General features: G+C 69.1%; 26 protein-coding genes. 17 read left to right on the top strand and 9 right to left on the bottom strand.

Going from position 1 to position 24,069, the window contains the following annotated elements; all coding sequences use genetic code 11:
• Positions 1-24: 24 nt before the first annotated feature.
• From ACZK5N_RS02720 to ACZK5N_RS02745, 6 genes are read right to left on the bottom strand one after another with little or no spacing between them, the layout of a single operon-like run.
• Entirely contained in the window at positions 25-870 is an 846-nt protein-coding gene (locus tag ACZK5N_RS02720) for a DUF3097 domain-containing protein (protein ID WP_459019954.1), read from the bottom strand.
• Between the two features lie 58 nt (positions 871-928).
• Positions 929-2,119, bottom strand: coding sequence for a radical SAM family heme chaperone HemW (gene hemW / locus ACZK5N_RS02725; RefSeq protein WP_459019955.1), 1,191 nt, complete (start codon positions 2,117-2,119; stop codon positions 929-931).
• Positions 2,120-2,142: 23 nt separating this feature from the next.
• A complete protein-coding gene (locus ACZK5N_RS02730) occupies positions 2,143-3,246 on the bottom strand; it encodes a 1-propanol dehydrogenase PduQ (RefSeq protein WP_459019956.1) in 1,104 nt (367 codons plus the stop codon).
• Positions 3,243-4,601 carry a PocR ligand-binding domain-containing protein gene (locus ACZK5N_RS02735; protein ID WP_459019957.1) on the bottom strand — a complete coding sequence of 453 codons (1,359 nt, stop codon included), beginning with the start codon at positions 4,599-4,601 and terminating at the stop codon, positions 3,243-3,245. Before ACZK5N_RS02735 ends, ACZK5N_RS02730 begins: the two co-directional genes overlap by 4 nt.
• Positions 4,589-5,041, bottom strand: coding sequence for a EutP/PduV family microcompartment system protein (locus tag ACZK5N_RS02740; RefSeq protein ID WP_459019958.1), 453 nt, complete (start codon positions 5,039-5,041; stop codon positions 4,589-4,591). The genes ACZK5N_RS02735 and ACZK5N_RS02740 overlap by 13 nt, the downstream gene beginning before the upstream one ends.
• Positions 5,038-5,388: a BMC domain-containing protein gene (locus ACZK5N_RS02745; RefSeq protein ID WP_459019959.1), complete on the bottom strand. Its 351-nt coding sequence runs from the start codon at positions 5,386-5,388 to the stop codon at positions 5,038-5,040. Before ACZK5N_RS02745 ends, ACZK5N_RS02740 begins: the two co-directional genes overlap by 4 nt.
• Positions 5,389-5,567: 179 nt before the next feature.
• On the opposite strand from ACZK5N_RS02745, the gene pduA reads away from it, so the two are divergent.
• The 16 genes from pduA to ACZK5N_RS02825 are packed head-to-tail and all read left to right on the top strand — an operon-like array spanning position 5,568 to position 18,317.
• Positions 5,568-5,855 carry a propanediol utilization microcompartment protein PduA gene (pduA, locus tag ACZK5N_RS02750; protein WP_459019960.1) on the top strand — a complete coding sequence of 96 codons (288 nt, stop codon included), beginning with the start codon at positions 5,568-5,570 and terminating at the stop codon, positions 5,853-5,855.
• A gap of 1 nt (position 5,856) precedes the next feature.
• On the top strand, positions 5,857-6,633 hold the full coding sequence (gene pduB, locus ACZK5N_RS02755; protein WP_459019961.1) for a propanediol utilization microcompartment protein PduB: 777 nt from the start codon (positions 5,857-5,859) through the stop codon (positions 6,631-6,633).
• A gap of 14 nt (positions 6,634-6,647) precedes the next feature.
• Positions 6,648-8,309: a propanediol/glycerol family dehydratase large subunit gene (locus ACZK5N_RS02760; RefSeq protein ID WP_459019962.1), complete on the top strand. Its 1,662-nt coding sequence runs from the start codon at positions 6,648-6,650 to the stop codon at positions 8,307-8,309.
• Between the two features lie 10 nt (positions 8,310-8,319).
• Complete coding sequence (locus ACZK5N_RS02765) at positions 8,320-8,982, top strand: propanediol/glycerol family dehydratase medium subunit (protein WP_459019963.1); 663 nt, start codon at positions 8,320-8,322, stop codon at positions 8,980-8,982.
• A 9-nt stretch (positions 8,983-8,991) separates the two neighbouring features.
• Positions 8,992-9,519: a diol dehydratase small subunit gene (locus tag ACZK5N_RS02770; RefSeq protein WP_459019964.1), complete on the top strand. Its 528-nt coding sequence runs from the start codon at positions 8,992-8,994 to the stop codon at positions 9,517-9,519.
• A gap of 43 nt (positions 9,520-9,562) precedes the next feature.
• Positions 9,563-11,386, top strand: coding sequence for a diol dehydratase reactivase subunit alpha (locus tag ACZK5N_RS02775; RefSeq protein ID WP_459019965.1), 1,824 nt, complete (start codon positions 9,563-9,565; stop codon positions 11,384-11,386).
• The gene (locus ACZK5N_RS02780) at positions 11,383-11,733 is read left to right on the top strand and encodes a glycerol dehydratase reactivase beta/small subunit family protein (RefSeq protein WP_459019966.1); all 351 of its coding nucleotides are present in this window, start codon (positions 11,383-11,385) and stop codon (positions 11,731-11,733) included. Before ACZK5N_RS02775 ends, ACZK5N_RS02780 begins: the two co-directional genes overlap by 4 nt.
• Before the next feature lie 13 nt (positions 11,734-11,746).
• Positions 11,747-12,196: a BMC domain-containing protein gene (locus ACZK5N_RS02785; protein ID WP_459019967.1), complete on the top strand. Its 450-nt coding sequence runs from the start codon at positions 11,747-11,749 to the stop codon at positions 12,194-12,196.
• A complete protein-coding gene (locus tag ACZK5N_RS02790) occupies positions 12,193-12,465 on the top strand; it encodes a BMC domain-containing protein (protein WP_459019968.1) in 273 nt (90 codons plus the stop codon). Before ACZK5N_RS02785 ends, ACZK5N_RS02790 begins: the two co-directional genes overlap by 4 nt.
• Position 12,466: 1 nt before the next feature.
• On the top strand, positions 12,467-13,102 hold the full coding sequence (pduL, locus tag ACZK5N_RS02795; RefSeq protein WP_459019969.1) for a phosphate propanoyltransferase: 636 nt from the start codon (positions 12,467-12,469) through the stop codon (positions 13,100-13,102).
• A 4-nt stretch (positions 13,103-13,106) separates the two neighbouring features.
• A complete protein-coding gene (gene eutJ / locus ACZK5N_RS02800; RefSeq protein WP_459019970.1) occupies positions 13,107-13,928 on the top strand; it encodes an ethanolamine utilization protein EutJ in 822 nt (273 codons plus the stop codon).
• On the top strand, positions 13,925-14,662 hold the full coding sequence (locus tag ACZK5N_RS02805; protein WP_459019971.1) for a flavoprotein: 738 nt from the start codon (positions 13,925-13,927) through the stop codon (positions 14,660-14,662). The genes eutJ and ACZK5N_RS02805 overlap by 4 nt, the downstream gene beginning before the upstream one ends.
• Position 14,663: 1 nt before the next feature.
• Positions 14,664-14,936, top strand: a complete 273-nt coding sequence (locus ACZK5N_RS02810) for a EutN/CcmL family microcompartment protein (RefSeq protein WP_459019972.1) — start codon at positions 14,664-14,666, stop codon at positions 14,934-14,936.
• A gap of 2 nt (positions 14,937-14,938) precedes the next feature.
• A complete protein-coding gene (locus tag ACZK5N_RS02815; RefSeq protein WP_459019973.1) occupies positions 14,939-15,949 on the top strand; it encodes a cob(I)yrinic acid a,c-diamide adenosyltransferase in 1,011 nt (336 codons plus the stop codon).
• Entirely contained in the window at positions 15,946-17,337 is a 1,392-nt protein-coding gene (locus ACZK5N_RS02820; RefSeq protein ID WP_459019974.1) for an aldehyde dehydrogenase family protein, read from the top strand. The genes ACZK5N_RS02815 and ACZK5N_RS02820 overlap by 4 nt, the downstream gene beginning before the upstream one ends.
• The gene (locus tag ACZK5N_RS02825) at positions 17,334-18,317 is read left to right on the top strand and encodes a malate dehydrogenase (RefSeq protein ID WP_459019975.1); all 984 of its coding nucleotides are present in this window, start codon (positions 17,334-17,336) and stop codon (positions 18,315-18,317) included. Before ACZK5N_RS02820 ends, ACZK5N_RS02825 begins: the two co-directional genes overlap by 4 nt.
• Before the next feature lie 9 nt (positions 18,318-18,326).
• On the opposite strand, the gene lepA is transcribed toward ACZK5N_RS02825, so the two are convergent.
• Positions 18,327-20,162, bottom strand: coding sequence for a translation elongation factor 4 (gene lepA / locus ACZK5N_RS02830; RefSeq protein WP_459019976.1), 1,836 nt, complete (start codon positions 20,160-20,162; stop codon positions 18,327-18,329).
• Between the two features lie 176 nt (positions 20,163-20,338).
• On the opposite strand from lepA, the gene rpsT reads away from it, so the two are divergent.
• A complete protein-coding gene (gene rpsT, locus ACZK5N_RS02835) occupies positions 20,339-20,599 on the top strand; it encodes a 30S ribosomal protein S20 (RefSeq protein ID WP_459019977.1) in 261 nt (86 codons plus the stop codon).
• Between the two features lie 69 nt (positions 20,600-20,668).
• On the opposite strand, the gene holA is transcribed toward rpsT, so the two are convergent.
• Positions 20,669-21,637, bottom strand: a complete 969-nt coding sequence (holA, locus tag ACZK5N_RS02840; protein ID WP_459019978.1) for a DNA polymerase III subunit delta — start codon at positions 21,635-21,637, stop codon at positions 20,669-20,671.
• A 40-nt stretch (positions 21,638-21,677) separates the two neighbouring features.
• Positions 21,678-24,014 carry a ComEC/Rec2 family competence protein gene (locus tag ACZK5N_RS02845; RefSeq protein ID WP_459019979.1) on the bottom strand — a complete coding sequence of 779 codons (2,337 nt, stop codon included), beginning with the start codon at positions 24,012-24,014 and terminating at the stop codon, positions 21,678-21,680.
• Positions 24,015-24,069 lie beyond the last annotated feature (55 nt).

Genomic DNA, 24,069 nt, shown 5'->3' on the forward strand with positions numbered 1-24,069 from the left:
GCCACCCTATCGGGGCGGCGCGGGTCAGCTGTCGCTGAGGTGGTCCTGCGTCACGAAGTCGATGAGCGTCTCCACCTGCGTGAGGAGTTGGGGCTCCAGGTCACGCCAGCTGTCCACGCGGGCCAGGATGGCCTGCCACCCGCGCGCCACGTCGGCCTGGTCTGCGTGCGGGAGTCCGAGGGCCTGAAGCGTGCCCTTCTTGAAGTCGACGTCGCGGGGCACGTCCGGCCACGCCTTCCGTCCGACGCGTTGCGGCTTGACCGCCTGCCAGATGTCGATGAACCGGTGCCCCTCGATGAGGACGGTGTCACGGTAACCGGCGCGATAGACCTGCTGGGCGATCCGGGACTCCTTGCTGCCCGGGACCAGGTGATCGACGAGGACTCCCAGGCGGCGGCCCGGTTCGGGTGCGAACTCGGCCACGATCCCGGGAAGGTCGTCGATGCCACCGAGGAACTCGACGACGACCCCGACGTGGCGGAGGTCCTCACCCCAGACCTTCTCGATGAGCTCGGCGTCGTGGCGGCCCTCGACGTAGATACGGCTCGGCAACGCGACCTTCGCCTTCGCCGGTTCGACGGAGGCCCGGGATCCCGAGGCTGTGTACTGCGGCCTGGCCGGCGTCCCTCTGAGCGGAGGGCGCAGCGCCACCGGCTGTCCCTCGAGGAGGAAACCCGCACCGAAGGGCGCCGCGCGCCGCTTGCCCCGGCGGTCCTCCAGAAGCACCAGGCCGTTCTCCCAGCCCACGACAGCGCCGCAGAACTCGTCGAACTCCACCACGAGGTCCAGCTCGATGGGTACGTCACGAGTCTGCTTGAGGTGGGCCTTCTGCCAGCCCGGGGCCAGCACGTCTCCTGAGTAGCGATCCACGGGTCGCGACGCTATCAGCGCAGCTCGGCGTTCGGCGGGCGCGACACCCCTTGCCCGGTCAGTCCAGCAGGTCACGCACCACGCCGTCGGCCAGAAGCCTGCCGTCGCGGGTGAGCCGCATCCGGTGCTGGTCCACCACCGCGAGACCGCGCCGCACGATGGCCGTGACGCGGGCCTCCTCCGACGGTGTGAGGATGTCCAGCGGGATCCCGTCGGCCAGCCGGAGCTCCAGGAGAACCCGCTCGACGCGCCGGTCCGCCTCCCCCAGGACCTCACGCGCCAGCGCCGGCGACTCACCTGCGGCCAGTGCGGCCGCGTAACTGCGGGGATGCTTGCGGTTCCAGAAGCGGACGCCACCGATGTGCGAGTGTGCGCCGGGGCCGATCCCCCACCAATCGGCGCCCCGCCAGTAGGCCAGGTTGTGGCGGCATTCGCCGCCGGGCCTGGCCCAGTTGCTCACCTCGTAGTTGGCCAGTCCCAAGGCGTCCAGTGCCTCGTCGGCGAGGAGGTACTTGTCCGCCAGGTCGTCGTCGTCCGGCATGGGCACCTCCCCGCGCCGCACCTGCGCCGCCAGGCGGGTGCCCTCCTCGACGATGAGGGAGTAGGCGCTGACGTGGTCCACGGGGGCGGAGGCCACCGCGTCGAGGCTGGCGCGCCAGTCGTCGAGGGACTCCCCCGGCGTGCCGTAGATGAGGTCCAGGCTCACGTGCTCGAATCCGGCCTCCCTCGCCCATCCCGCCGCCTCCAAGCCTCGCCGGGGGGTGTGCTGACGCTCCAGCACGCGCAGCACATGCGGCACCACCGACTGCAGGCCGAGCGAGATGCGGGTGAACCCCGCCGCGCGGAGGGTGTCCAGATACTCCGGGGACAGTGTCTCGGGGTTCGCCTCGGTGGTCACCTCAGCACCGGGCTCCACCTCGAAGCGCTCCCGGACCGCGCTCAGCAGCCCCGCCAGGCCCTCCGCCGGAAGCATGGTGGGCGTGCCGCCCCCGAAGAAGACCGTCTCCACCCGCCGGGGGCCCAGGATGCGGGCCGCGAGCTCCACCTCGGCGAGCGCAGCGCCCACGTAGGTGTCCGGTGAGAGGTCACCCAGCTCGCTGGGCGTGTAGGTGTTGAAATCGCAGTAGCCGCAGCGCACCCTGCAGAAGGGCACGTGGACGTAGAGCGACAGTGGCCGGCCGTGATCCAGCGCGGATGCGGGGAGGGAGCCGTCGCGAGGGGCCGGGTCGCCGTCAGGGAGGTGTGCCACCCGGCCAGCCTACGGCGCGATCCTCAGCCGAGCTTCCGCAGAAGGAGCACCAGATCCTCGCGGGTGGGTTGCACCGGGTTTGACGGGGTGCAGCCGTCCTCCAGCGCCGAGGACGCCATCTGGTCGATCGCGGCCCGGAACGCGTCCTGTGCCACACCTGCCTCGACGATCAGCTCAGGGATGCCCAGCTGCTGGTTGAGGCGACGGATCCCCGCCACCAGGGAAGTCACCGCCGCCGAGCCGGTGGCCGACGGGGTCACGAGCCTGCCGAGGCGGGCGTAGCGGGCAGCGGCCAGCGTGCTGCGCTCGGCGTTGAAGGCCACGACGTGCGGCAGCAGCATCGCGTTGAGCCGGCCGTGGGCGACCGGGAAGTGACCGCCGAGGGCGTGCGCCAGGCTGTGGGTGATCCCCAGCCCCACGTTGTCGAAGGCCATCGCCGCCAGGCAGGACGCGTTGTGCATGTGACCGCGGGCGTCGCGGTCCTCACCGTGGGTGTAGCAGCGCACGAGGTGGACGAAGACGAGTTCCACGGCCTTTTCTGCCAGGGCGTCGGAGAAGTCGCAGGCCCCCGTCGACACGTACGCCTCGACCGCGTGGGTGAGGACGTCCATGCCGGAGTCGGCGGTGATCCGCTGCGGCACCCCGATCACCGCCTCCGGGTCCAGGATGGCGAGGCGCGCCACCATGTCCGGTGAGACGAGCGGGATCTTGGTGTGGGTGCGTTCGTCGGTCAGCACGGCGAAGGACGTCACCTCGGAGCCCGAGCCGCTCGTGGTGGGGATGGCTATCAGACCCTCCGTGGCGCCGAAGCCGGAGTCCAGCGCCGCCTTGTGCATGGCCTTGGCCGCGTCCATCACCGAGCCTCCGCCGTAGGCGACCACGACGTCGGGCCGCGCCTCCAGGTACACCGCCACTCCCTTGCTGATGGTGGCGATGGTGGGGTTGGGCACCACGTCGGTGAACCTGGTCACCCGCTGCCCCAACCGCTCCAGCACCCGCGCGAAGACCGGCGTGGTGGAGAGGAACTCGTCGGTGACGAGGAACACCCGCCGAGACGCGAAGTCGTCGAGCGCGGTGAGCGCGTCCGGCCCCATCCGGACGTGCGTGCCCAGCCGGAACTCCCTCATGGCTGACCCTTCTGCGCGTGCTCCTGGCGGTACTGACTCGGCGTCACGCCGACGAGCTTCTTGAACGTGCGGGAGAAGTAGTTGGCGGGCTGGAACTCCAGCTCGGTGGCGATCCTCAGCACCGGCTTGGAGGTGTGGATCAGCATGAACTTGGCCCGCTCGAGCCGCTTGCTGGTGACGTAGTTGATGAAACTCTGCCCCGTCTTGTCCTTGAATCGTCGGGCGAAGTGTGACTCGGACCACATGAGGTACTCGGCCGCCTTGGCTGAGGTGAGAAAGCTGGTGGGGTCCTTCTCGACCTCGTTGAGCAGGGTGGCGATCGTGCGCTCCCTGGGCAGCAGGTCCGGCTCAACCAGGTTGTGCAGCAGGATGATGAGCTTCTCGCAGTACACCTGGCACTCGTAGCGGTTGAGGTCCGGGCGGCGCTTGTTGCGGTTGCGGATCACCACCTGGGAGATGTCGCGGCCGTGGTGCACGCCCTCACTCGACGCCAGCCCGATCAGCAGGTCCTCGAACTCCGCCAGCTTCGAGGCCTGGATCTTCTGGCTCCACCGTGGCAGCAGCCGGTCGAGGTAGAGGCCGAGGAGCTCGAGGTTGGCGGCGACGTTGGCGTCGTGGAGATTCGCCGCGACCCTGCTCGCGTCGAGGTCGGCTGATGGGGGCTGGGGGTCAGACTGGATCGGTACCAGCGGCAGGGCCTTGGACTTGCCCAGGAGGAGCGGCGCCAGCACCTGGTTCTGCGGGGAGGCTGCCACTGCGATGGGCTGAAGCCGGCCCAGGTACGGCCCGGTCGCAGCCGGGAGGTAGTAGCTGGTGCCGCGTCGCGTCAGTGAGTCGTTGGCCAACCGCACGATGGCGTCGGCGGCCGACTCGAGCTTCGAGAGTTCGACGACCTTCACCTGGTCCAGCAGGTCGGCCACGGGCCCGGCGTCGGTGAGCGAATCCGTGCTGCCGAGGATCTTGCCCAGCGATTCCTGCCCCTTCGTCAGGAGAACCTGACCGGCAAGGATGGCGCCGAGGTAGTGCTGGCCCATCACGATGGACACCGAGAAGTCGACGAGGCCCGCGTGACAGCGGTACAGGAACGGCTTTCCCTCCAGCGCGGACTGGAACCCGCCGTGCGCGTCGCAGGAGAAGCAGCGGCGCCGGATCTCCGGATCCTGGCGGAGGAACTGGCAGAGGGCGCTGAACTCGGAGGCGCGCGTCACGGGACTGCCCATGGAGTCCACCGTGATCATCGCAAGCCCGGTCTCCACCGCGAAGTCGTCCTGGATGCGCTGGAGCTGCTCCAGGTCGATCAGCGTGCGCAGGTCCAGGCCCGCGAGGCGGTCGTCGCGGACCTCTACGACGGACACAGCACCTCCCGGACGGCATCGAACCCCGCGCCGCTGACGGAATCGACGGGCAGGACGGGCGCGGCGCCCGCGTCGCGCAGGAGCGCGCTGGCCGCGGCGACCTCCTCGGCGGTGGCCAGGTCGGTCTTCGTGACCACGCCGATGACGTCACGGTTGAACGAGGTGGCGAACCCGGGGGGGATCCGCGCGCCGCCCGTGGTGGGATCCACCATCAGCACGACGAGATCCACGTCGAAGGCCACCACCTGGAGCGCGCTCCGGAGGCGGCCGTGCTGCAGGAACTCCCCAGGGGTGTCGACGATGCCGTCGAAGGCCTCGATCGCCTGGGTCTTGACGTACTCGATGTCCTCGTCGCGCAGCCGCTGCCGGAAGGTCGTCTTGCCAGATCCGACACTGCCGACCAGCAGGATCGACGGACACTCCACGCCGGCCGCCGTCATGTCCGCGTCACCGGGGCCGGAGTGAAACCGAGCACCGACTCCAAGGTGTCCACCACACCGCGCAGGGCGGCCTCAACGTCGCCCAATCGGCCGACGATGAGGAGCGACCCCGAGAACCGGTCGACGAAGGCCAACTCCACGCCGGCCGACTTCGTTGCCACGTCAGCCGCGATCACCGCAGCCTCCCCCGGCGTGATGGTGAGGACGCCGACGGCTCCCCGACTCTTCGACGTCAACCCGATCTTGGCGTAGAGATGCTCGTCTGGGTTGGCGATCACGTGGGCGAGCGTCACCTGCTTGCCCGGGACGAACTCCTGAATGATGCGCTGCTTGTCCTGCACGTCCATGAACCACCTCGTTCCACTGTGCGAGCACCACACTAACCCGCCCCCTGGGATCCTCAACGGCTGGGGCACGCCTGAGCAGGAATGTGTAACAAGTGGCCGACTCCGTGTACCGGAAGCCTGCCTATCGTGACCAGCGAGGTGACCAGAGTCGGCCACTTTCCAAACGACGAAGGAGTCGAGTGATGCAAGAAGCACTAGGCATGGTCGAGACCAAGGGATTCGTAGCGGCCGTCGAAGCGGCTGACGCGATGGTGAAGTCGGCCAACGTCCAACTCATCGGCAGCGAGAAGATCGGCGCGGGTTTCGTGACCGTCTTCGTCCGAGGCGATGTCGGAGCCGTGAAGGCGGCAGCCGACGCCGGCGCGGCAGCCGCCAGCAAGGTCGGCGAGCTGGTGAGTGTGCACGTGATCCCGCGCCCGCACACCGACGTCGAGAAGATCCTCCCCGGATGCGCGAAGCAGGCCTGACATGTCGGATGAAATGATCAACAAGGTCATGGCTGAAGTCATGAAGAAGATGGGCGACAGCGCCCCCACCCCGGCCGCCGCCGCGCGGCCCGCGGCCACCGAGTTCGTCGGCACCAACGCCCTGGGAGACACCATCGGCCTGGTCATCGCCAACGTGGACCCCCAGCTGCACCAGATGATGAACCTGGACCCGAAGTACCGCTCCATCGGTATCGTCGGCGCACGCACCGGCGCCGGACCCCACATCTTCGCCGCCGACGAGGCCGTCAAGGCCACCAATTGCGAGGTCCTCACCATCGAGCTCCCCCGCGACACCAAGGGCGGAGCCGGCCACGGCTCCCTCATCGTCTTCGGTGCCGAGGACGTCTCCGACGCCCGCCGCGCCGTCGAGGTGACGCTGTCCGAGCTGGACAGGACCTTCGGCGACGTGTACGGCAACGAAGCCGGCCACCTCGAGTTCCAGTACACCGCGCGTGCCTCGCACGCTCTGGCGAAGGCGTTCAACGCCCCGATCGGCAAGGCCTTCGGGATCACCGTCGGAGCCCCGGCCGCCATCGGCGTCGTGCTCGCCGACACCGCTGTGAAGGCCTCGACCATCGAGGTGGTGGGCTACGCCAGCCCCGCCGCCGGCACCAGCTACTCCAACGAGGTCATCTCCTTCTTCAGCGGTGACTCCGGCGCGGTCCGGCAGGCCATCGTCGCCGCACGCGAGGTCGGGCGCGCCCTGCTCGGCTCGCTGGGCACCTACCCCGAGTCCTCGACGACTCCCTACATCTGAAGGATGACCAACCCATGAGATCCAAGAGGTTCGAGGCGCTCGACGCGCGCCCGGTCAACCAGGACGGGTTCGTCAGCGAATGGCCTGAGGTGGGCCTGATCGCGATGGACAGCCCCAACGACCCTAAGCCGTCGATCCGCATCGAGGGCGGCAAGGTCGTCGAGCTCGACGGCAAGGCCTGCGCCGACTTCGACATGCTCGACACGTTCATCGCCACCTACGGCATCAACCTGGAGCGCGCCGAAGAGGCGATGGCCATCGACTCGCTCCAGTTCGCCCGCATGCTGTGCGACATCAACGTCCCCCGCAGCCAGATCATCCCCCTGACCACCGCCATGACGCCGGCGAAGGCCACCGAGGTGGTCGGCATGATGAGCGTGCTCGAGATGATGATGGCGGTCACCAAGCTGCGTGCCCGCAAGCAGCCCGCCAACCAGTGCCACGTCACCAACGTGCAGGACCACCCGGTCCTCATCGCTGCAGACGCCGCCGAGGCAGGCATCCGGGGCTTCGCCGAGATGGAGACCACGGTCGCCGTCGTGCGCTACGCCCCGTTCAACGCCCTCAGCCTGCTGGTGGGCGCCCAGACTGGACGCCCCGGCGTGCTGACCCAGTGCGCCGTCGAGGAGGCCACCGAACTGCAGCTCGGCATGCGCGGTCTGACCGCCTATGCCGAGACCGTGTCGGTCTACGGCACCGAGGCGGTGTTCATGGACGGAGACGACACCCCGTGGTCGAAGGCGTTCCTCGCCTCCAGCTACGCCTCGCGCGGCCTGAAGATGCGCTTCACCTCCGGCACCGGATCCGAGGTGCAGATGGGCTACGCCGAGGGCAAGTCCATGCTCTACCTGGAGGCCCGCTGCCAGTTCATCACCAAGGCCGCCGGCTCCCAGGGCACGCAGAACGGCTCCGTGAGCTGCGTCGGCGTCCCCGCCGCGGTCCCGCAGGGCATCCGCGCGATCCTGGCCGAGAACCTCATCGCGATGATGATGGACCTCGAATGCGCCTCCAGCAACGACCAGACGTTCACCCACTCGGACCTGCGCCGCGTCGCCCGCTCGCTCATGCAGTTCGTGCCCGGCACGGACTTCATCTGCTCCGGCTACAGCGCGACGCCCAACCTGGACAACATGTTCGCCGGATCGAACTGGGACGCCGAGGACTACGACGACTGGAACATCATCCAACGCGACCTCCGCGTCGACGGCGGCCTGGTCCCTGTTCTCGAGGACGACGTGGTGGCGGTGCGCCGCAAGGCCACCCGTGCGTTGCAGGCCGTGTTCCGTGAGCTCGGGCTCCCGCCGATCACCGACGCCGAGGTGGAGGCCGCGACGTACGCCCACAGCTCCAACGACATGCCCAAGCGCAACGTCGTGGAGGACCTCAAGGCGGCCGAGGAGATGATGAAGCGCACCGTGACCGGCTTCGACGTCGTCCAGGCGCTCATCAAGGGCGGCTTCGAGGACGTGGCCGAGTCCGTGTTCAAGCTCCTCAAGTGCCGTGTGGCGGGCGACTACCTGCACACGGCGGCGATCTTCGACGAGCAGTTCAACGTCAACTCCGCCGTCAACTACCCCAACGACTACGCGGGCCCGATGACCGGCTACCAGATCTCCGACGAGTTGTGGAACCGGATCAAGGACATCCGTCAGGCCGTCAGCCCGGAAAGTATTTGAGGTGACCGCAATGAGTATCGATCAGAGCACGCTCAAGCAGATCATCGAGCAGGTGGTGCGCGAGATGGCCGGCGAGGCGGCTGCCGCACCGACGTCACCCTCCATCCCGGCCGAATCGTTGGCCGGCCGGATCACCCTCACCGAGACCGGGCCCGCGCAACGAGGCACCGACCCCAAGGAGGTGGTGATCGCGCTGTCGCCGGCGTTCAGCTCCCAGATCTTCGCCACGATCATCGGGCTCCCGCACGGCGAAGTGCTGAAGCAGATCTGCGCGGGCATCGAGGAGGAGGGACTCCACTACCGGCTCCTCAAGGTGTATCGCACGGCCGACGTCGGCTTCATCGCCCACGAGGCAGCCAAGCTGTCAGGCTCGGGCATCGGCATCGGGCTGCAGTCCCGCGGCACCACCGTGATCCACCAGAAGGACCTCCCCCCGTTGAGCAACCTGGAGCTGTTCAGCCAGTCGCCGCTCATCGACCTCGACGTGTTCCGCGCCATCGGCAAGAACGCGGCGAAGTACGCCAAGGGCGAGTCTCCCTCACCGGTGCCCACCCGCAACGACCAGATGGCCCGCCCGAAGTATCAGGCCATCGCCGCACTGCTGCACAACAAGGAAACGCGGCTGTGTGATCTGACCAAGAAGACCCAAACGCTGCAGGTCAGCCAGGCCTGAGGAATCGACATGGATCAAGAACAACTCATCCGACAGATCATGGCCGAGGTCATGGCCAACCTCAACGGCGAGCAGGTCTCGTTCGCCAAGAAGCCCGCGGGAACGGCAGCCGCTGGAGGGGCTGCCACCATCGGCCGCCAGCACTACCCGCTGGCGGAGAAGCACCCGGAGATGGTGACCACCAACAACGGCAAGCCCCTCTCCGAGCTCACCTTCGCGGGGCTGCGCTCCGGCGCGCTGAAGCCCGACGACTTCCGCATCTCCTCTGAGACGCTGGAGCTTCAGGCCCAGGTGGCTGATGACTCCGGACGCGCCAGCCTGGCGCGCAACCTCCGGCGCGCGGCGGAACTGGTGAAGGTGCCCGACGAGCGGCTCCTCGAGATCTACAACGCGCTGCGCCCGTACCGCTCGACGAAGGCCGAGCTGTACGACATCGCCGCCGAGCTCGAGGGCAGCTACGGGGCGAAGGTCTCGGCCGGCTTCGTCCGCGAGGCAGCCGACGTCTATGAGGGCCGCGGACGCCTGCGCGTCGACTGACCCTCAAAAGCCCACCGCACACACCGAAGAGAGGACTCCGACGATGGGGATGGTTGCCGGCATCGACATCGGCAACGCGACCACCGAGGTCGCGTTGGCCGAGCGTCGCGGCGGTGAGCTCGTCTTTCTGGCGAGCTCAACCATCCCCACCACCGGGATCAAAGGCACCGACGCCAACATCAAGGGCGTCGTCCACGCACTGCGGGTGGCCCTCGACCGCGCCGGCAGGCTGATGGACGACGTTGAGGTCATCCGCATCAACGAGGCGGCCCCCGTCATCGGCGACGTGGCGATGGAGACCATCACCGAGACGATCATCACGGAGTCCACGATGATCGGCCACAACCCCTCCACCCCCGGCGGGCTCGGCATCGGCGTCGGGAAGACGGTCGCCATCGGTGACCTGGACTCGACCTCGACCACCGAACCGCTGATCGTGGTGGCCGACCGCAGCCACCCGCACGACGACGTGGCCCGGCGGCTCAACCACGCCTCCGGTCGCCTGACCATCACGGGCGCCATCCTTCAGGCCGACGACGGCAACCTCGTCCACAACCGCCTGCACACCAAGATCCCCATCGTCGACGAGGTCTCCCTCATCCAGAAGGTGCCCCTGGGCATGCTGGCGGCCATCGAGGTGGCCGAGGTGGGCCGGATCGTCGAGGTGCTCTCCAACCCCTTCGGCCTGGCCACCCTGTTCGGGCTGGACCCCGAGGACACCAAGCAGGTGGTCCCCCTGGCCCGATCGCTGGTCGGCAACCGCTCCGCGGTGGTCATCAAGACGCCGAAGGGTGACGTCAAGGAACGCCGCATCCCCGCCGGCACCCTCACCTTCCGCGGCGAGAACCGCCACGTCGACGTCGACGTCGACCGGGGCTCCGAGGAGATCATGGACGCGGCCCAGCAGGTGCGCCACGTCGAGGACATCGTCGGGGAACCCGGCACCAACGTCGGCGGCATGATGGAGAAGGTGCGCGTCACGATGGGGCAGCTCACCAACCACTCCCCCCGCGACATCCGCATCACCGATCTGCTGGCCGTGGACACCCACGTCCCGCGCCAGGTCTCCGGCGGCATTGCCAACGAGTTCTCCATGGAGGCCGCCGTCGGCATCGCGGTGATGGTCAAGACCGACCGGCTGCAGATGCAGCGCATCGCCACCGACATGGCCGCAGAGCTCGGAATCCCCGTCGAAGTGGGCGGAGTGGAGGCCGACATGGCCATCCGCGGCGCGCTGACCACCCCTGGGACGGCCGTGCCGCTTGCCATCCTCGACATCGGCGCAGGCTCCACAGACGCCTCAGTCATGCACGCCGACGGGTCCGGCACCTCGATCCACCTCGCAGGCGCGGGCAACATGGTCACGCTGATGATCCAGTCCGAGCTGGGCCTGGATTCGTGGGACGCCGCCGAGGACATCAAGCGACATCCGCTGGCACGGGTGGAGACGGTGTTCAACATCCGGCACGAGGACGGCACCGTCCAATTCTTCGAGGAGCCGCTGCCGCCGCACGCCTACGCACGCGTGGTGGTCCTCAAGCCAGAGGGCATGGTGCCCCTGGATCTGGATCTTCCGCTGGAGACCATCCGGCAGGTGCGGATCCGCGCCAAGGAGCGCGTCTTCGTGACCAACGCCGTGCGCGCACTCCGCAAGGTGAGCCCCACCGCCAACGTGCGCGATATCGACTTCGTGGTCCTGGTGGGCGGCTCGGCGCTCGACTTCGAGATCCCCCAACTGGTGACCAAGGCCCTGGCCGAGTACCGCGTCGTCGCGGGGCGCGCCAACATCCGCGGCACCGAGGGACCCCGCAACGCCGTCGCCACCGGCCTGGCCCTCAGCTGGGCCGAGGAAGCCGGTGCCCGATGATCGACGGCCCACCCGCCATCTGCGTCCACGTTCACCAGAGCACCACCGACGAGCAGTTGACCGATCTGCTGCTGGGCATCGAGGAGGAAGGCGTCCCCGTGGAGGTGTCGCGGCACGACCACCTCAACCCGCTCGTGCTCGCCCACGACGCGGCCGTCACCTCCCGGCTGGGAATCGGCCTCGGCGTGGCGCTGGACTACGTGGTCATCACCACCGACAAGCTGCCCGAACACCGCCCCTACGTGGCACGCCACTTCGAGCGGGGTGCGGCCGACCGGATCGTCGGCTCCAACGCCGCCCGCATCGTCAAACGCATTCCGCTCCGAAACTTCATTCGCACCACCTAGGAAAGGACCCACCATGCAAGCGCTAGGGACGATCGAGGTCGTCGGTCTCGCCGCCGGCATCGAGGCCGCTGACGTAGCCTGCAAGGCCGCCAACGTCGAACTGGTCGGCTACGAGCTGGCCAAGGGTGGCGGCTACGTCACCATCAAGGTCCTCGGCCAGGTCGGCGCGGTCAACGCCGCGATCGACGCCGCCGCGGTCGCCGCCGCGCGCGTCAGCCGCGTGGTGAGCAAGCTCGTCATCGCCCGTCCCTCGGACCAGGTCGAGTCGATGGTCTTCAACCGCACCACCGTCGGCTACCACCCCGACGAGCCGGTGCCCTCCGCAGCGCCCCCAGCTGTCGAGGAGCCCACCGCCGCGCCCGAGATACCTCAGGCAGACCCCACCCCAGAACCCGCCGCGGCACCCGCCCCGGCGACGGCGGACTCCCCCGCCATCACCACCAGCAGGAGGAAGCAAGCATGAGCCAAGCGCTCGGTCTCGTCGAGACCAAAGGATTCGTCGGGGCCATCGAGGCCGCCGACGCCATGACCAAGTCCGCCAACGTCACGCTGATCGGCAGCGAGAAGATCGGTGCCGGCTTCGTCACCGTGATGGTCCGCGGTGACGTCGGCGCCGTCAAGGCTGCCGTCGACGCCGGTTCGGCAGCCGCCGCGAAGGTCGGCGAGCTCGTCAGCCAGCACGTCATCCCGCGTCCCCACGCAGACGTCGAGAAGCTGCTCCCGAAGGCCTGAGATGACCGAAGCCCAGCTGATCTCCGAGATCGCCGAGAGGGTCCTCACCAGACTGTGTGAGGCGGACCCGAATCGCGTGATCGTCGGCATCTCGAACCGGCACGTGCACCTGTCCGACGCCGACTTTCTCACGCTGTTCGGCTACCCCCGGCCGAACGTGCGGAAGATGGTGCGGCAACGCGGCGAGTTCGCCGCGGAGGAGACAGTCACGCTGCATGGGCCCAAGGGCTCCATGGAACGGGTGCGCGTCATGGGGCCCAACCGCCCCGCGACGCAGGTCGAGCTCAGTCGCACGGACGCCTACGCGCTGGGTGTCGCGGCACCGATGGCCCAGTCGGGTCGGCTGGACGACGCCGCGCCGATCGAGATCTCGGGACCAGCTGGGCGGGTGGCGTCCACCAACGCGGCGATCGTCGCAGGACGCCATATCCACATGAGTCCCGCCGACGCGGCCGCGCTGGGGCTCGCCGACCAGGACCGCGTCAGCGTGCTCTTCGAGGGCGAGCGCGGCGGCCGCCTGGACCACTTCCTCATCCGCGTGAAGGACTCCTACCTCGCCGAACTGCACCTCGACACCGACGAAGGCAACGCCGTCGGCGCCCGGACCGGCGACTACGTGCGCATTGTGAAGGACTGATCCCATGCTCGCCTCCCCCAGCCGCCACCTGCAGACGTTCGCACACCTCGTGCGCACCGAGCAGGTCGCCCCCGGCTCCGGCGCACTGCGCCTCGGCGTCGACCTCGGCACGGCCAACATCGTGCTCGGGGTGGTCGACGACGCCGGCGCGCCCGTGGCTGGGGCGTGGCGTCGCGCCACCGTGGTGCGCGACGGAGTGGTGGTGGACTGGCTCGGCGCCGTCCGGATCGTCGCCGCGCTCAAGACGTCATTGGAGGAGAGGATCGGCACCCGCTTCGAGCGCGCCACCGTCGCCGCACCGCCGGGCATCGACGCCGGCACCGCGAAGGTGTTCGGCAACGTGCTGGAGTCCTGCGGGCTGCAGACCGCGGAGATCGTCGACGAACCGGTGGCGGCCGCGACCGCGCTCGGGGTGCGCGACGGCACCGTCATCGACGTCGGCCACGGCACCACCGGCGTCTCGCTGCTGCGCGACGGGCAAGTGGAGTTCTCCATCGATGAGGCCACCGGCGGCCACCACATGACCCTGGTCATCTCCGGCGCTCTCGGGATGGACTACGCCGACGCCGAGGACTTCAAGCGTGACCCGGCCAACGCCGAGCTGGTGTTCGGCCTGATCCGCCCCACTTTAGAGAAGATGGCCACCATCGCCCGTGACGCCCTCCGCGGCGCCGGTGACCCCGGGGCCATCCACCTGGTCGGCGGATCGAGCTCCTTCCCCCGGGCCGCCGAGGTCTTCGACGATGTGCTCGGCCACGACGTCGTGCGCTCCGTCGAACCGCTGTTCCCCACCCCACTCGGCACCGCGATGCGGAGGACCCCATGAACGAATCGCAGCTGCGAGACCTCATCCGTGAGGTGATCGTCGGCCTCATGCCCCAGCGGGTCGCTCCCAGTCCCTCGTCGACGACCGGGCTCGTGCTGTTCACCGGCGCCCTGCTCGGCTTCGAGGAGGCCTGCGCCTCGCTCACCCGCCTGAATCCCCAGATGTCGCTGGACTGGATCCAGACGGACTCGGCCCGCAGGGTCCTGGACCAGGACACGATCGCGGGCATCGGCATGACCCCGGCGGACAAGTCGCTGGTGGCCAGCCACGACCTCCTCATCGTGCCCACGCTCACCGTCAACATGGTCGCGAAGGTGGTCCACGGCGTCGGCGACTGTCTGGCCTCCAACGTCATCGCCGAGTTCATCATGAGCGGCAAGCCCGTCGTGGTGGTCACCAACGCCGCCTGCCCGGACAGCGAGGGCAAGCGTTCCTGGTTTCCCCACATGCCCTCCGGCTACCAGGCGATGCTCCGGAAGAACCTCGCCACGCTGCGGTCCTTCGGGGTGCAGCTGTCCGACGCGTCGCGTCTCGACAGGGCGGTTCTGCGCCAGGCCGGAGGTGCGGGCAGCGCCCCACAGCCGGATGCCCCGGCCGAGCGCGTGGTCACGGAGGCCACCGTCGCGGCCAGGGCTGACGGCGCCATCATCCGACTCCACCCCCGCGCCATCGTCACCGACCTCGCCCGCGAGGCCGCCGCGAAGCGCCACATCACTCTGCAGGAAGGGTCCTGACATGTACCTCGCCAAGGTGATCGGCACCGTCGTGTCGACGAGCAAGGACGAACGTCTCATCGGCTTCAAGCTGATGCTGACCCGCCGCGTCGACGAGAACGGCGAGGCCACGGGTTCGCCCGAGGTGTGTGTGGACACGGTGGGCGCGGGCACCGGGGAGACCGTCATCGTGACCAAGGGCTCCTCCGCCCGGTTCGCCGCGGATCGCCCCCAGGCCCCCCTCGACGCCACCATCGTGGGGATCGTCGACGCCGTCGAGATCGAGAACGCCTAGTCATGCCCGCCGTCTACACCCGCACCGGAGACCGGGGCGACACCGGGCTCTTCGGAGGATCGCGCGTGGCGAAGCAGAGCCTGCGCGTCGAGGCCTACGGAACCGTCGACGAGGCCAACGCTGCGGTCGGGGCGGCCAAGGCGGGCCTCGACGATGGCCCCTGGCGCGCCCGGCTCCATCAGGTGCAGCAGCGACTCTTCGTCCTGGCCGCAGAACTCGCCAGCGACGCCAAAGGCACAGCCACGCTCGCCGACACCGTCGGCGACGCGGACATCACCGACCTCGAGCGGCTCATCGACGACTGCCTGGCCATCACCGGACCCCAGCGCGCCTTCGTGGTGCCCGGGCGCGATCAGCGCTCGTCGGCATTCCACCAGGCGCGGACTGTGGTGCGCCGAGCCGAGCGCCGCACCCTTACCCTCTCCGAGTCCGAGCCGGTGCGCCCGGAGCTCATCAAGTACCTCAACCGGCTCTCCGACGCCGTCTACGCGATGGCTCGCCTCACGGAGACGTGGGCGGACCGCGACCGGATCGAGCGCATGGTCCGCGCCGCGGTGGCAGCCTCCCTCAGCGGCCCCGCAGACCGCGCGGTCCTGTCCGCCGATGCCTGCCTGGGCCGCGCGAAGGAGTTGGCTGATGCCGCCGAACGTCGGGCGGCGCAACTGAACGTGCCCGTCGTGGTGGCTGTCGTCGACGCCGCCGGCAACCCGGTTCTTCTGCACCGTATGACGGGGTCGCTGCTCGCCTCACTCGACATCGCCGCCAACAAGGCCTGGAGTGCAGCCGCGTTCAGGACCTCCACGTCCGAGCTGGGCCGGTTGGCCGGTGATGGTGGACCGCTTCCGGGCCTGGCCGACGGCAACGCGGGCCGCGTCGTACTGTTCGGCGGCGGCATGCCGCTCTTCGACGGCCCGACCCTCGCGGGAGGCTTCGGCGTCTCTGGCGGCACCGTCGAACAGGACTCCGACATTGTGAGTTATGCACTGAACGCTGTGATGGGAGAACAATCATGAAGCTGGATCCTGCTCTGCTCGAAGCGACGATCCGCCGGGTGCTGGCCAAGCTACCGTCCGACGGGGACACCACAGGCGACGGCGTCTTCGCCGACATGGACTCGGCTATCGCGGCCGCTGCCAAGGCGTCACGGGAGTACCTCACCCGGTCGATGTCGGACCGGCGCCGCTACGTCGCGGCCGTCCGCGAGGTCATGCTGCGCCCCGAGAATCTTGACTACATGGCCGTTGAGGCGGTTCAGCAGACGGGGATGGGCGACGTCGCGCACAAGTACCTCAAGAACAAGCTGGCGGCGGAGCTGACCCCGGGAGTCGAGGACCTGGTCACCGAGGCCTACTCCGGCGATGACGGGCTGACCACCGTCGAGTACTCCGCCTTCGGAGTGATCGGCGCCATCACCCCCACCACCAATCCCACGGAGACCATCACCTGCAACAGCATCGGGTTGCTGGCCGCCGGTAACGCCGTGGTGTTCAGTCCGCATCCGAGGGCCCGGGACCTCTCCGTCTGGCAGGTCAAGCAGATCAACCGGGCGCTCTCCGCCGTCGGCGCCCCGGAGAACCTGGTGGTGACGGTCGCCGAACCCTCCATCGAGAACACCACCGCGATGATCGCGCACGAGGACGTGCGCATGATCGTGGCCACAGGTGGTCCCGGCATCGTCAAGACGGTGCTCAGCTCGGGCAAGAAGGCCATCGGCGCAGGCGCTGGCAACCCTCCCGTGGTGGTCGACGACACCGCCGACATCGACCGCGCCGCCAAGTGCATCGTCGACGGGGCCAGCTTCGACAACAACCTCCCGTGCACCTCGGAGAAGGAGATCGTCGCCGTCGACGCGATCGCCGACCTGCTGAAGTTCTCCATGGTCAAGCACGGCGCCTACGAGCTGAACGCCGACGAGCGGGCCCGCGTCGAGGGCGTCATCCTCACCGCCCGCGGCACCCCGGCCGTCGAATGGATGGGCAAGCCGGCCTCAGCGATCCTGAAGGCCATCGGGGTGGAGCCCCCGGCGGGCGTGCGGCTGCTCGTCTGCGAGGCTGACCGGGACCACCCGTTCGTGGTGCACGAGCTGATGATGCCGGTGATCGGGATGGTCCGCGCGGCGGATGTGGACGCGGCCATCGACCTGGCCTGCGAGCTCGAGCACGGAAACCGGCACACCGCCATCATGCATTCGCGCGACGTGTCTCACCTGACCAGGATGGCCAAGCGCATCCAGACCACGATCTTCGTCAAGAACGGATCCTCCTTCAACGGCATCGGGATCGGCGGCGAGGGCTACTGCACCTTCACCATCGCGGGCCCCACGGGTGAAGGACTGACCCGGGCCAGGAACTTCGCACGCCTGCGCCGCTGCGTCCTCGTCGGCGACCTGAACGTCCGGTGACCATGGCGCCGATCAGGATCGCGGTCACCGGCGCGGCCGGTCAGATCGGCTATTCGCTGGTCTACCGGATCGCCGCGGGCGATGTGTTCGGGGACCGGCAGGTCGAGCTCCGGCTGCTGGACCTGCCCGCGGCCATGCCCGCGCTGGCCGGCGTCGCCATGGAGCTGGAGGACTGCGCCTCCCCCGTCCTGGCCGGCGTAGAAGTGGGCGACGACCCCCGCCGACTCTTCGACGGGGTCAACGTGGCGATGCTGGTGGGCGCCTCACCGCGCAAGGCCGGGATGGAACGCTCTGACCTGCTTCAGGCCAATGGGGCGATCTTCGCGACGCAGGGCAAGGCGCTGGCTGCCGCTGCCGCCAGTGACCTGAGGGTCGTGGTGACCGGCAATCCCGCCAACACGAACGCGCTGATCGCCCAGCGCAACGCCCACGGGGTTCCGCCCGAGCGCTTCAGTGCCCTGACCCGTCTGGACCACAACCGTGCGGTCTCGCTCCTGGCCCGGCGGACCCGACGTCGGCCTGACGAGGTCACCAGGATGACCATCTGGGGCAACCACTCCACTACCCAGTACGCGGATGTCTACCATGCCCGGATCTGCGGGCGTCCCGCGGCAGACTGGGTCGACGACGGATGGGTGGCCTTCGACTATCTCCCCGAGGTGGCCCGCCGGGGGGCGTCCGTCATCGCCGCCCGGGGGAAGTCCAGTGCCGCCTCGGCGGCCAACGCGACCATCGAGCACGTGCGCGACTGGTTCGCTGGGACCCCGGCCGACGACTGGACCTCGATGGCGGTGGTGAGCGACGGCTCCTACCGGGTGCCGGAGGGGCTCGTGAGTTCCTTCCCTGTCACCACCAACGACGGCTCCTGGAGCATCGTGCAGGGCCTCACCCACAGCGCCTTCTCCCGCGCGAAGATCGACGCCTCGGTGGCGGAACTCCGGTCCGAGGAGGCCGCCGTTGCCCGGCTGGGCCTGATCTGAGCCCGGCGCTCAGGCCTTCTTCGCAGTGGACTCGTTGGTCGACAGCGCGGCGACGAATGCCTCCTGGGGCACTTCGACGCGTCCGACCATCTTCATCCGCTTCTTGCCCTCCTTCTGCTTCTCCAGCAGCTTGCGCTTGCGGGAGATGTCGCCGCCGTAGCACTTGGCGAGCACGTCCTTGCGGATGGCGCGGATGGTCTCCCGCGCGATCACCCGGGAACCGATCGCGGCCTGGATGGGCACCTCGAACTGCTGGCGCGGGATGAGTTCCTTCAGCTTGGAGGCCATCAGGAGCCCGTAGGAGTAAGCCTTGTCCTTGTGCACGATCGCGGAGAAGGCATCGACGGGGTCGCCGTGCAGAAGGATGTCGACCTTGACCAGATCCGAGGTCTCCTCGCCGTCGGGCTCGTAGTCGAGCGACGCGTAGCCCTTCGTGCGCGACTTCAGGGCGTCGAAAAAGTCGAAGATGATCTCACCCAGCGGCAACGTGTAGCGGATCTCGACGCGGTCCTCGCTGAGATAGTCCAGACCACGCTGGATGCCGCGTCGGGTCTGGCACAGCTCGAGGATGGTGCCGATGTACTCCGAGGGCGCCAGGATGGTGCTGCGCACCACCGGCTCGTACACCTCCGCGATCTTTCCTTCCGGGTACTCCGACGGGTTGGTGACCGTGTGCTCGGAGCCGTCCTCCATCACCACCCGGTACACCACGTTCGGGGCGGTGGAGATGAGGTCGAGGTTGAACTCCCGCTCCAGGCGCTCGCGCACGATCTCCATGTGAAGGAGTCCGAGGAAGCCGATCCGGAACCCGAAGCCGAGGGCACTGGAACTCTCCGGCTCGTAGGTGAGCGCGGCGTCATTGAGCTGGAGCTTCTCCAAGGCCTCCCGCAGCACGCCGAAATCATCGCCGTCGATGGGGTACAGACCGGCGTAGACCATGGGGTTGGGATGCCGGTAACCGGCGAGGGCCGTGGTGGCGGGGTGCGCGTCCACGGTGACGGTGTCGCCCACGCGGGACTGCCGCACATCCTTGACACCCGTGATGAGGTAGCCGACCTCGCCCACGCCGATGGCGTCGGTCTTGACCGGGTCCGGGGCGATGACCCCCACCTCGAGCAGGTCGTGGGTGGCCTTGGTGGACATCATCCGGATGCGCTCGCGGTGGCTCAGCTCACCGTCGATCACCCGGACGTAGGTGACCACGCCGCGGTAGGTGTCGTAGACCGAGTCGAAGATGAGTGCGCGTGCGGGTGCGTTCGGATCGCCCTGGGGGGCGGGGACCTGGTCGACCACGACGTCGAGGAGTTCCGCCACGCCCTGGCCCGTCTTGCCGGACACCCGGAGCACCTCGTCCGGTTCGCAGCCGATGATCCCGGCCAGCTCCGCGGCGTACTTGTCGGGGTTGGCGCCGGGGAGGTCGATCTTGTTCAGCACGGGGACGACGTGCAGGTTCGCCTCCAGGGCCAGGTAGAGGTTGGCCAGGGTCTGCGCCTCGATCCCCTGAGCGGCGTCCACCAGCAGGATGGCCCCTTCGCAGGCCTGCAGCGATCGGGACACCTCGTAGGTGAAGTCCACGTGGCCAGGCGTGTCGATCATGTTGAGGACGTGGGTGACCCCGTCCTTGATCCACGGCATGCGCACGGCCTGCGACTTGATGGTGATACCGCGCTCACGCTCGATGTCCATCCGGTCCAGGTACTGCGCGCGCATCTGCCTGCCCGCGACGACACCGGTCAACTGCAGCATGCGGTCCGCCAGGGTGGACTTCCCGTGGTCGATGTGCGCGATGATGGAGAAGTTGCGGATGATGGCAGGGTCGGTCTTGCCTGGGCGCGGAGCGGGCATGCATCTCCTCGTCGGTGAACACGGGACAGGTCATCGTCTCACGGATCCCCGCAGGGGTCGAACCACTCGGCGGCGGTCCGTGATTTTGTCAGGCCGGACCCGCTCGGGTAATCTAGAGCGTCGCGTGTCCCACGCACCTTGACCGAAACATCATCACCCGTAAAGAGGCTTGCCCAGTGGCGAACATCAAGTCCCAGAAGAAGCGCATCAAGACCAACGAGATCTCTCGGCAGCGCAACAAGGCCGTGAAGTCGGCCCTGCGCACGCATGTCCGTAACTTCCGCACGGCTCTTGCCGCGGGTGAGGCCGAGAAGGCCACCGAGTTCGCCAAGGCCGCGAACCGCGCCCTGGACAAGGCCGTCAGCAAGGGTGTCATCCACTCGAACCAGGCCGCGAACCGCAAGTCGGCCATCTCGTCGGCCGTCGCCGCTCTCTGACGCGCTCCGCGTCGCCCGGACCAGCGCCTTGACCCTCGGTCGTCAAGGCGCTGTTCTGCGTGCCGGCGGTCAGTGCCGGCGCAGCTTCAGGATGCCCAGGACCATCCGCTCGAGGGCGAAGTCCGCGTTCGTGGCGGCACCTTTGATCTCGCCGTCGGCGACGGCGATGAGGCGAATGGCCTCCGCCACGCCCCCCGCCTGCCAGTTGCGCGACGTCCGGGCGTAGTCCTTCAGCTTCCACGGCGGCAATCCGAGCTGCCGGGCCAGATCGGCGTCGCTCATGCGCGACCCCTGCGCCTCCACGTACCTGCCCATCCCGCGGAACGCCCCGGCCATGGCGCTGGTGATGAGCACCGTCGCCACCCCGGTGCCCAGCGCCCACCGCAACCGCTCGAGGGCCAGGCTGGTGTTTCCGGCGAGCACGGCGTCCGCGACGGCGAAGCTCGTCACCTCGGCCCGCCCCGCGAAATAGCGCTTGACGAGCGCGGCGTCGATCTCACCGGTATCCGCATCGGAGGCGAGCTGCCCGACGGCGGCCGCGAGGCTCCGGAGGTCGTGCCCGACGGAGGCCACGAGCTCACCGGCCGCGTCCTGACCGATCCGCAGGCCCAGCCGCCGCGCTTCGTCGGCGACGAACTTCGGCAGCTCCCAGGCCTTCCACGCGGCCACGGTCTCGGTGCGCACCTTGGCCTTCTTGAGCTTGTCGATCAGAGCCTTGCCCTTCATGCCGCCCTGATGGACGAGGATGAGGCACAGCTCCTCAGGTGGGTCGACGGCGACGGCCACCAGTTGGTCGACCACCGCCGGCGGGCACGCCCCGACGTCGTCGATGACGGCCACGATGTGGGTGGAGAACAGCGACCCCCCGATCACCTCGGAGAGCATCGAGTTCTCGAGGGCATCGGCTGTGATCTCGTTGATGTCCGCCTCGGGGTGGGCCGCCAGCGCACGGGCCTTGGTGTCCGCGACGAGGCGCTGCGCCAGCAGGCTCTCGGGCCCGGTGATCAGCAGCGAGGTCCCGAACGGCGAAGAAGTCACGCGCCCTAGCATGCCAGTGACCGGCGACGATCCGCGCGTCCTACTCCCCACGCCACGTCCGGGCCACAAGACGATCGCCGTCCAGCGCGACCGCGATCGCCCCATGCTGATCCGTGCGGAGCACCCGCATGCCGTGATCCTGGGCCAACCTCACCGTCACCTGCGCCGGATGCCCGTAGTCGTTGTCCAGTCCGGCGGATGCCACGGCCAGCGTCGCGCCGGTCTCGGCGAAGAGCCTGGGTTCCTGCCTGGACGAGCCGTGGTGGGGCATCTTCAGCACGTGCGCCGCGAGCGGGACGCCGTGGAGACGCGCGCTGCGCAGCGCCGCCGCCTGCCCCGCCGGCTCCGTGTCACCGGCCAGGAGCAGGGTCAGTCCCCGGACCGACACCACGCCGACCACCGACGCGTCATTCTCGGCGACACCCTCCCCCTCCGCCTCAGGGACCGCACCACCGGCCGGCTCCCAGACCGAGGCCGTCCGCCACCGCACCTCCCCCACGTTGAGGTCCTCTCCTGGGCGCGCCGGACGCACTTCCGCGCCGACGGCCCCTGCCGCCTCGCCGAGCCAGGGCGGCGGTGGCCCCGCGCGCGTCAGGATGAGGGCGGGACGGTACCGGGCGATCACCGCAGCCGCCCCGCCGGTATGGTCCGCGTGCCAGTGCGTGAGGATGAGCAAGGGCACCGACGTCACACCCAGACCGGCGAGACAGTCCGCCGTCGCCTTCACGTCCGGGCCGGCGTCCACGAGCACGGCAGCTCCCTCCCCCGCCCTCAGCACCGTCGCATCACCCTGATCCACGTCGCAGAACACCGCCGACCACGGGCCCGGCCACCCTGGCGGCGCGGGACGCACCAGGCAGGCGAGGATGAGGACGGCCGCGACGAGGAGGGCTCCCAGCGGTGTCCGGAGCAGAGTGGGCAGCAGCATGACCAACGCTGCCACGGCGACGACGACCACTGCCACTGCCGCGGGCCGGGCCTGCCACTCCCACGCGGGAGTGGGGAGGGAGCTTCCCGCCTCGGCGAGCCAGATGATGGGCTGGGCGCACCACCCGGCCAGCCATCCCGGTCCGGCCGCGAGGACGGGAATCCAGCACAGCATGGCGGCGGCCAGACCCAGCACGGTGGTGGGGCCCACGAAGGGCCCGGCCAGTGCGTTGGTGATCACCCCCACCACTGACACCTGGTCACTGATCAGGGTGACCAGTGGCTGGGTGGCCATCTGGGCGCTGAGGGGAACGGCCACCGCCTCGGCTGCCCAGCGCGGGGCCCACCGGGTCATCGCGCCGACGAGCGGCGGCCCCAGGAGCACGATGCCCGCGCAGGCGAACACGGACAACCCGAAGCCCACCGACCGCCCGAGCCACGGGTCCAGCCACAGCAGCGCCAGAACGGCGACGCTGAGCGCCCGCACGCTGCGTCGTCCGGTGCCGACTCCGATCGCGGCGAGCGCCACGAGGCCCATCGCCGTGGCACGCAGCACCGAAGGCTCCTGCCCACAGACCACAACGAAGGCAGCCACCCCGCCCACGGCAGCCAGCCGAACGGCCCACCCGCGGAGACCGACGGCGCGGACGGCCGTCAGAACTACGGACAGCATCAGGGTCAGGTTCGCTCCCGACACGGCCATGAGGTGCGTCAGCCCGGTCACCTGGAACCGGTGCCGCATGTCGTCGTCCACGCCGGAGGTATCCCCCACCACCAGGGAAGGCACCAGCGCCGCCTGGCTCGGCGGCGAGTGGGCCACCGCATCCCGCAGGCCCCGGCGCATGGCGGTGGCCGACGCGTCGAGCAGGCTGGGGCGGCGCACCACGTCACGCAATGAACGCAGGCTGAGAACCGCAGCGACCGCCTCCTCCGGCCGGGGCGCCCCAAGGCGTACCGTCGCGATGTACTGCGCGCCCACCTCGGCGTCGAGCAGCTGTGCGCCCGGGGTGCCCGTGGCGAGAACAACCACCGGCACCGATGCGCTGATCCGGCGCCCACGGGCCTCGACGTGCACCAGCTCTGCCCGTGCGACGGTTGTGCCCGAGGAGAGCTGAGGCTCGGCGAGGAGCTGGACTCTGACGGTGCCGATGGCCCTGTCCCTGGCCAGCTCCGCCACAGGTGAGTTGTGCCGCTGCCACGACTGCCATCCCGACGTGAGACAGGTCACCGCGAAGACCACGACCACAAGGCAGGTCCAGAGCCGGCCGAGGCGGGCGGCCACCAGGGCGATGAGCGCCAGCCCCACCACGAGGGCACCCAACGGTCCCGACTCCGGTCTCCACCCCGCAGTGGCGATCCAGGAAGCCGCCCACGCCGCGGCGGCTACCGGAACCAGGCGCCAGTCGTGGCCGTTCGACCTGCTCTGCTCATCACGCTCTGCGGGCTGCATGCCCCACTATCTGCACAGCGCAGCTCCTGTTCCCACGACCTGTTCCGGCTGTGGA

It is taken from the genome of Tessaracoccus pujii (assembly GCF_055326215.1).

What these genes read in the sequence shown, in the direction of transcription:
- ACZK5N_RS02745 (WP_459019959.1), bottom strand. Translation starts at nt 5,388, where the DNA reads ATGGACGTGCAGGACAAGCAGCGCATCATTCAGGAGTTCGTCCCGGGC.
- ACZK5N_RS02760 (WP_459019962.1), top strand. Translation starts at nt 6,648, where the DNA reads ATGAGATCCAAGAGGTTCGAGGCGCTCGACGCGCGCCCGGTCAACCAG.
- ACZK5N_RS02780 (WP_459019966.1), top strand. Translation starts at nt 11,383, where the DNA reads ATGATCGACGGCCCACCCGCCATCTGCGTCCACGTTCACCAGAGCACC.
- ACZK5N_RS02820 (WP_459019974.1), top strand. Translation starts at nt 15,946, where the DNA reads ATGAAGCTGGATCCTGCTCTGCTCGAAGCGACGATCCGCCGGGTGCTG.
- ACZK5N_RS02730 (WP_459019956.1), bottom strand. Translation starts at nt 3,246, where the DNA reads ATGAGGGAGTTCCGGCTGGGCACGCACGTCCGGATGGGGCCGGACGCG.
- ACZK5N_RS02805 (WP_459019971.1), top strand. Translation starts at nt 13,925, where the DNA reads ATGAACGAATCGCAGCTGCGAGACCTCATCCGTGAGGTGATCGTCGGC.
- ACZK5N_RS02845 (WP_459019979.1), bottom strand. Translation starts at nt 24,014, where the DNA reads ATGCAGCCCGCAGAGCGTGATGAGCAGAGCAGGTCGAACGGCCACGAC.
- ACZK5N_RS02790 (WP_459019968.1), top strand. Translation starts at nt 12,193, where the DNA reads ATGAGCCAAGCGCTCGGTCTCGTCGAGACCAAAGGATTCGTCGGGGCC.
- ACZK5N_RS02770 (WP_459019964.1), top strand. Translation starts at nt 8,992, where the DNA reads ATGGATCAAGAACAACTCATCCGACAGATCATGGCCGAGGTCATGGCC.
- ACZK5N_RS02810 (WP_459019972.1), top strand. Translation starts at nt 14,664, where the DNA reads ATGTACCTCGCCAAGGTGATCGGCACCGTCGTGTCGACGAGCAAGGAC.
- pduB (WP_459019961.1), top strand. Translation starts at nt 5,857, where the DNA reads ATGTCGGATGAAATGATCAACAAGGTCATGGCTGAAGTCATGAAGAAG.
- eutJ (WP_459019970.1), top strand. Translation starts at nt 13,107, where the DNA reads ATGCTCGCCTCCCCCAGCCGCCACCTGCAGACGTTCGCACACCTCGTG.
- ACZK5N_RS02815 (WP_459019973.1), top strand. Translation starts at nt 14,939, where the DNA reads ATGCCCGCCGTCTACACCCGCACCGGAGACCGGGGCGACACCGGGCTC.
- ACZK5N_RS02785 (WP_459019967.1), top strand. Translation starts at nt 11,747, where the DNA reads ATGCAAGCGCTAGGGACGATCGAGGTCGTCGGTCTCGCCGCCGGCATC.
- ACZK5N_RS02775 (WP_459019965.1), top strand. Translation starts at nt 9,563, where the DNA reads ATGGGGATGGTTGCCGGCATCGACATCGGCAACGCGACCACCGAGGTC.
- lepA (WP_459019976.1), bottom strand. Translation starts at nt 20,162, where the DNA reads ATGCCCGCTCCGCGCCCAGGCAAGACCGACCCTGCCATCATCCGCAAC.
- pduL (WP_459019969.1), top strand. Translation starts at nt 12,467, where the DNA reads ATGACCGAAGCCCAGCTGATCTCCGAGATCGCCGAGAGGGTCCTCACC.
- ACZK5N_RS02765 (WP_459019963.1), top strand. Translation starts at nt 8,320, where the DNA reads ATGAGTATCGATCAGAGCACGCTCAAGCAGATCATCGAGCAGGTGGTG.
- ACZK5N_RS02740 (WP_459019958.1), bottom strand. Translation starts at nt 5,041, where the DNA reads ATGACGGCGGCCGGCGTGGAGTGTCCGTCGATCCTGCTGGTCGGCAGT.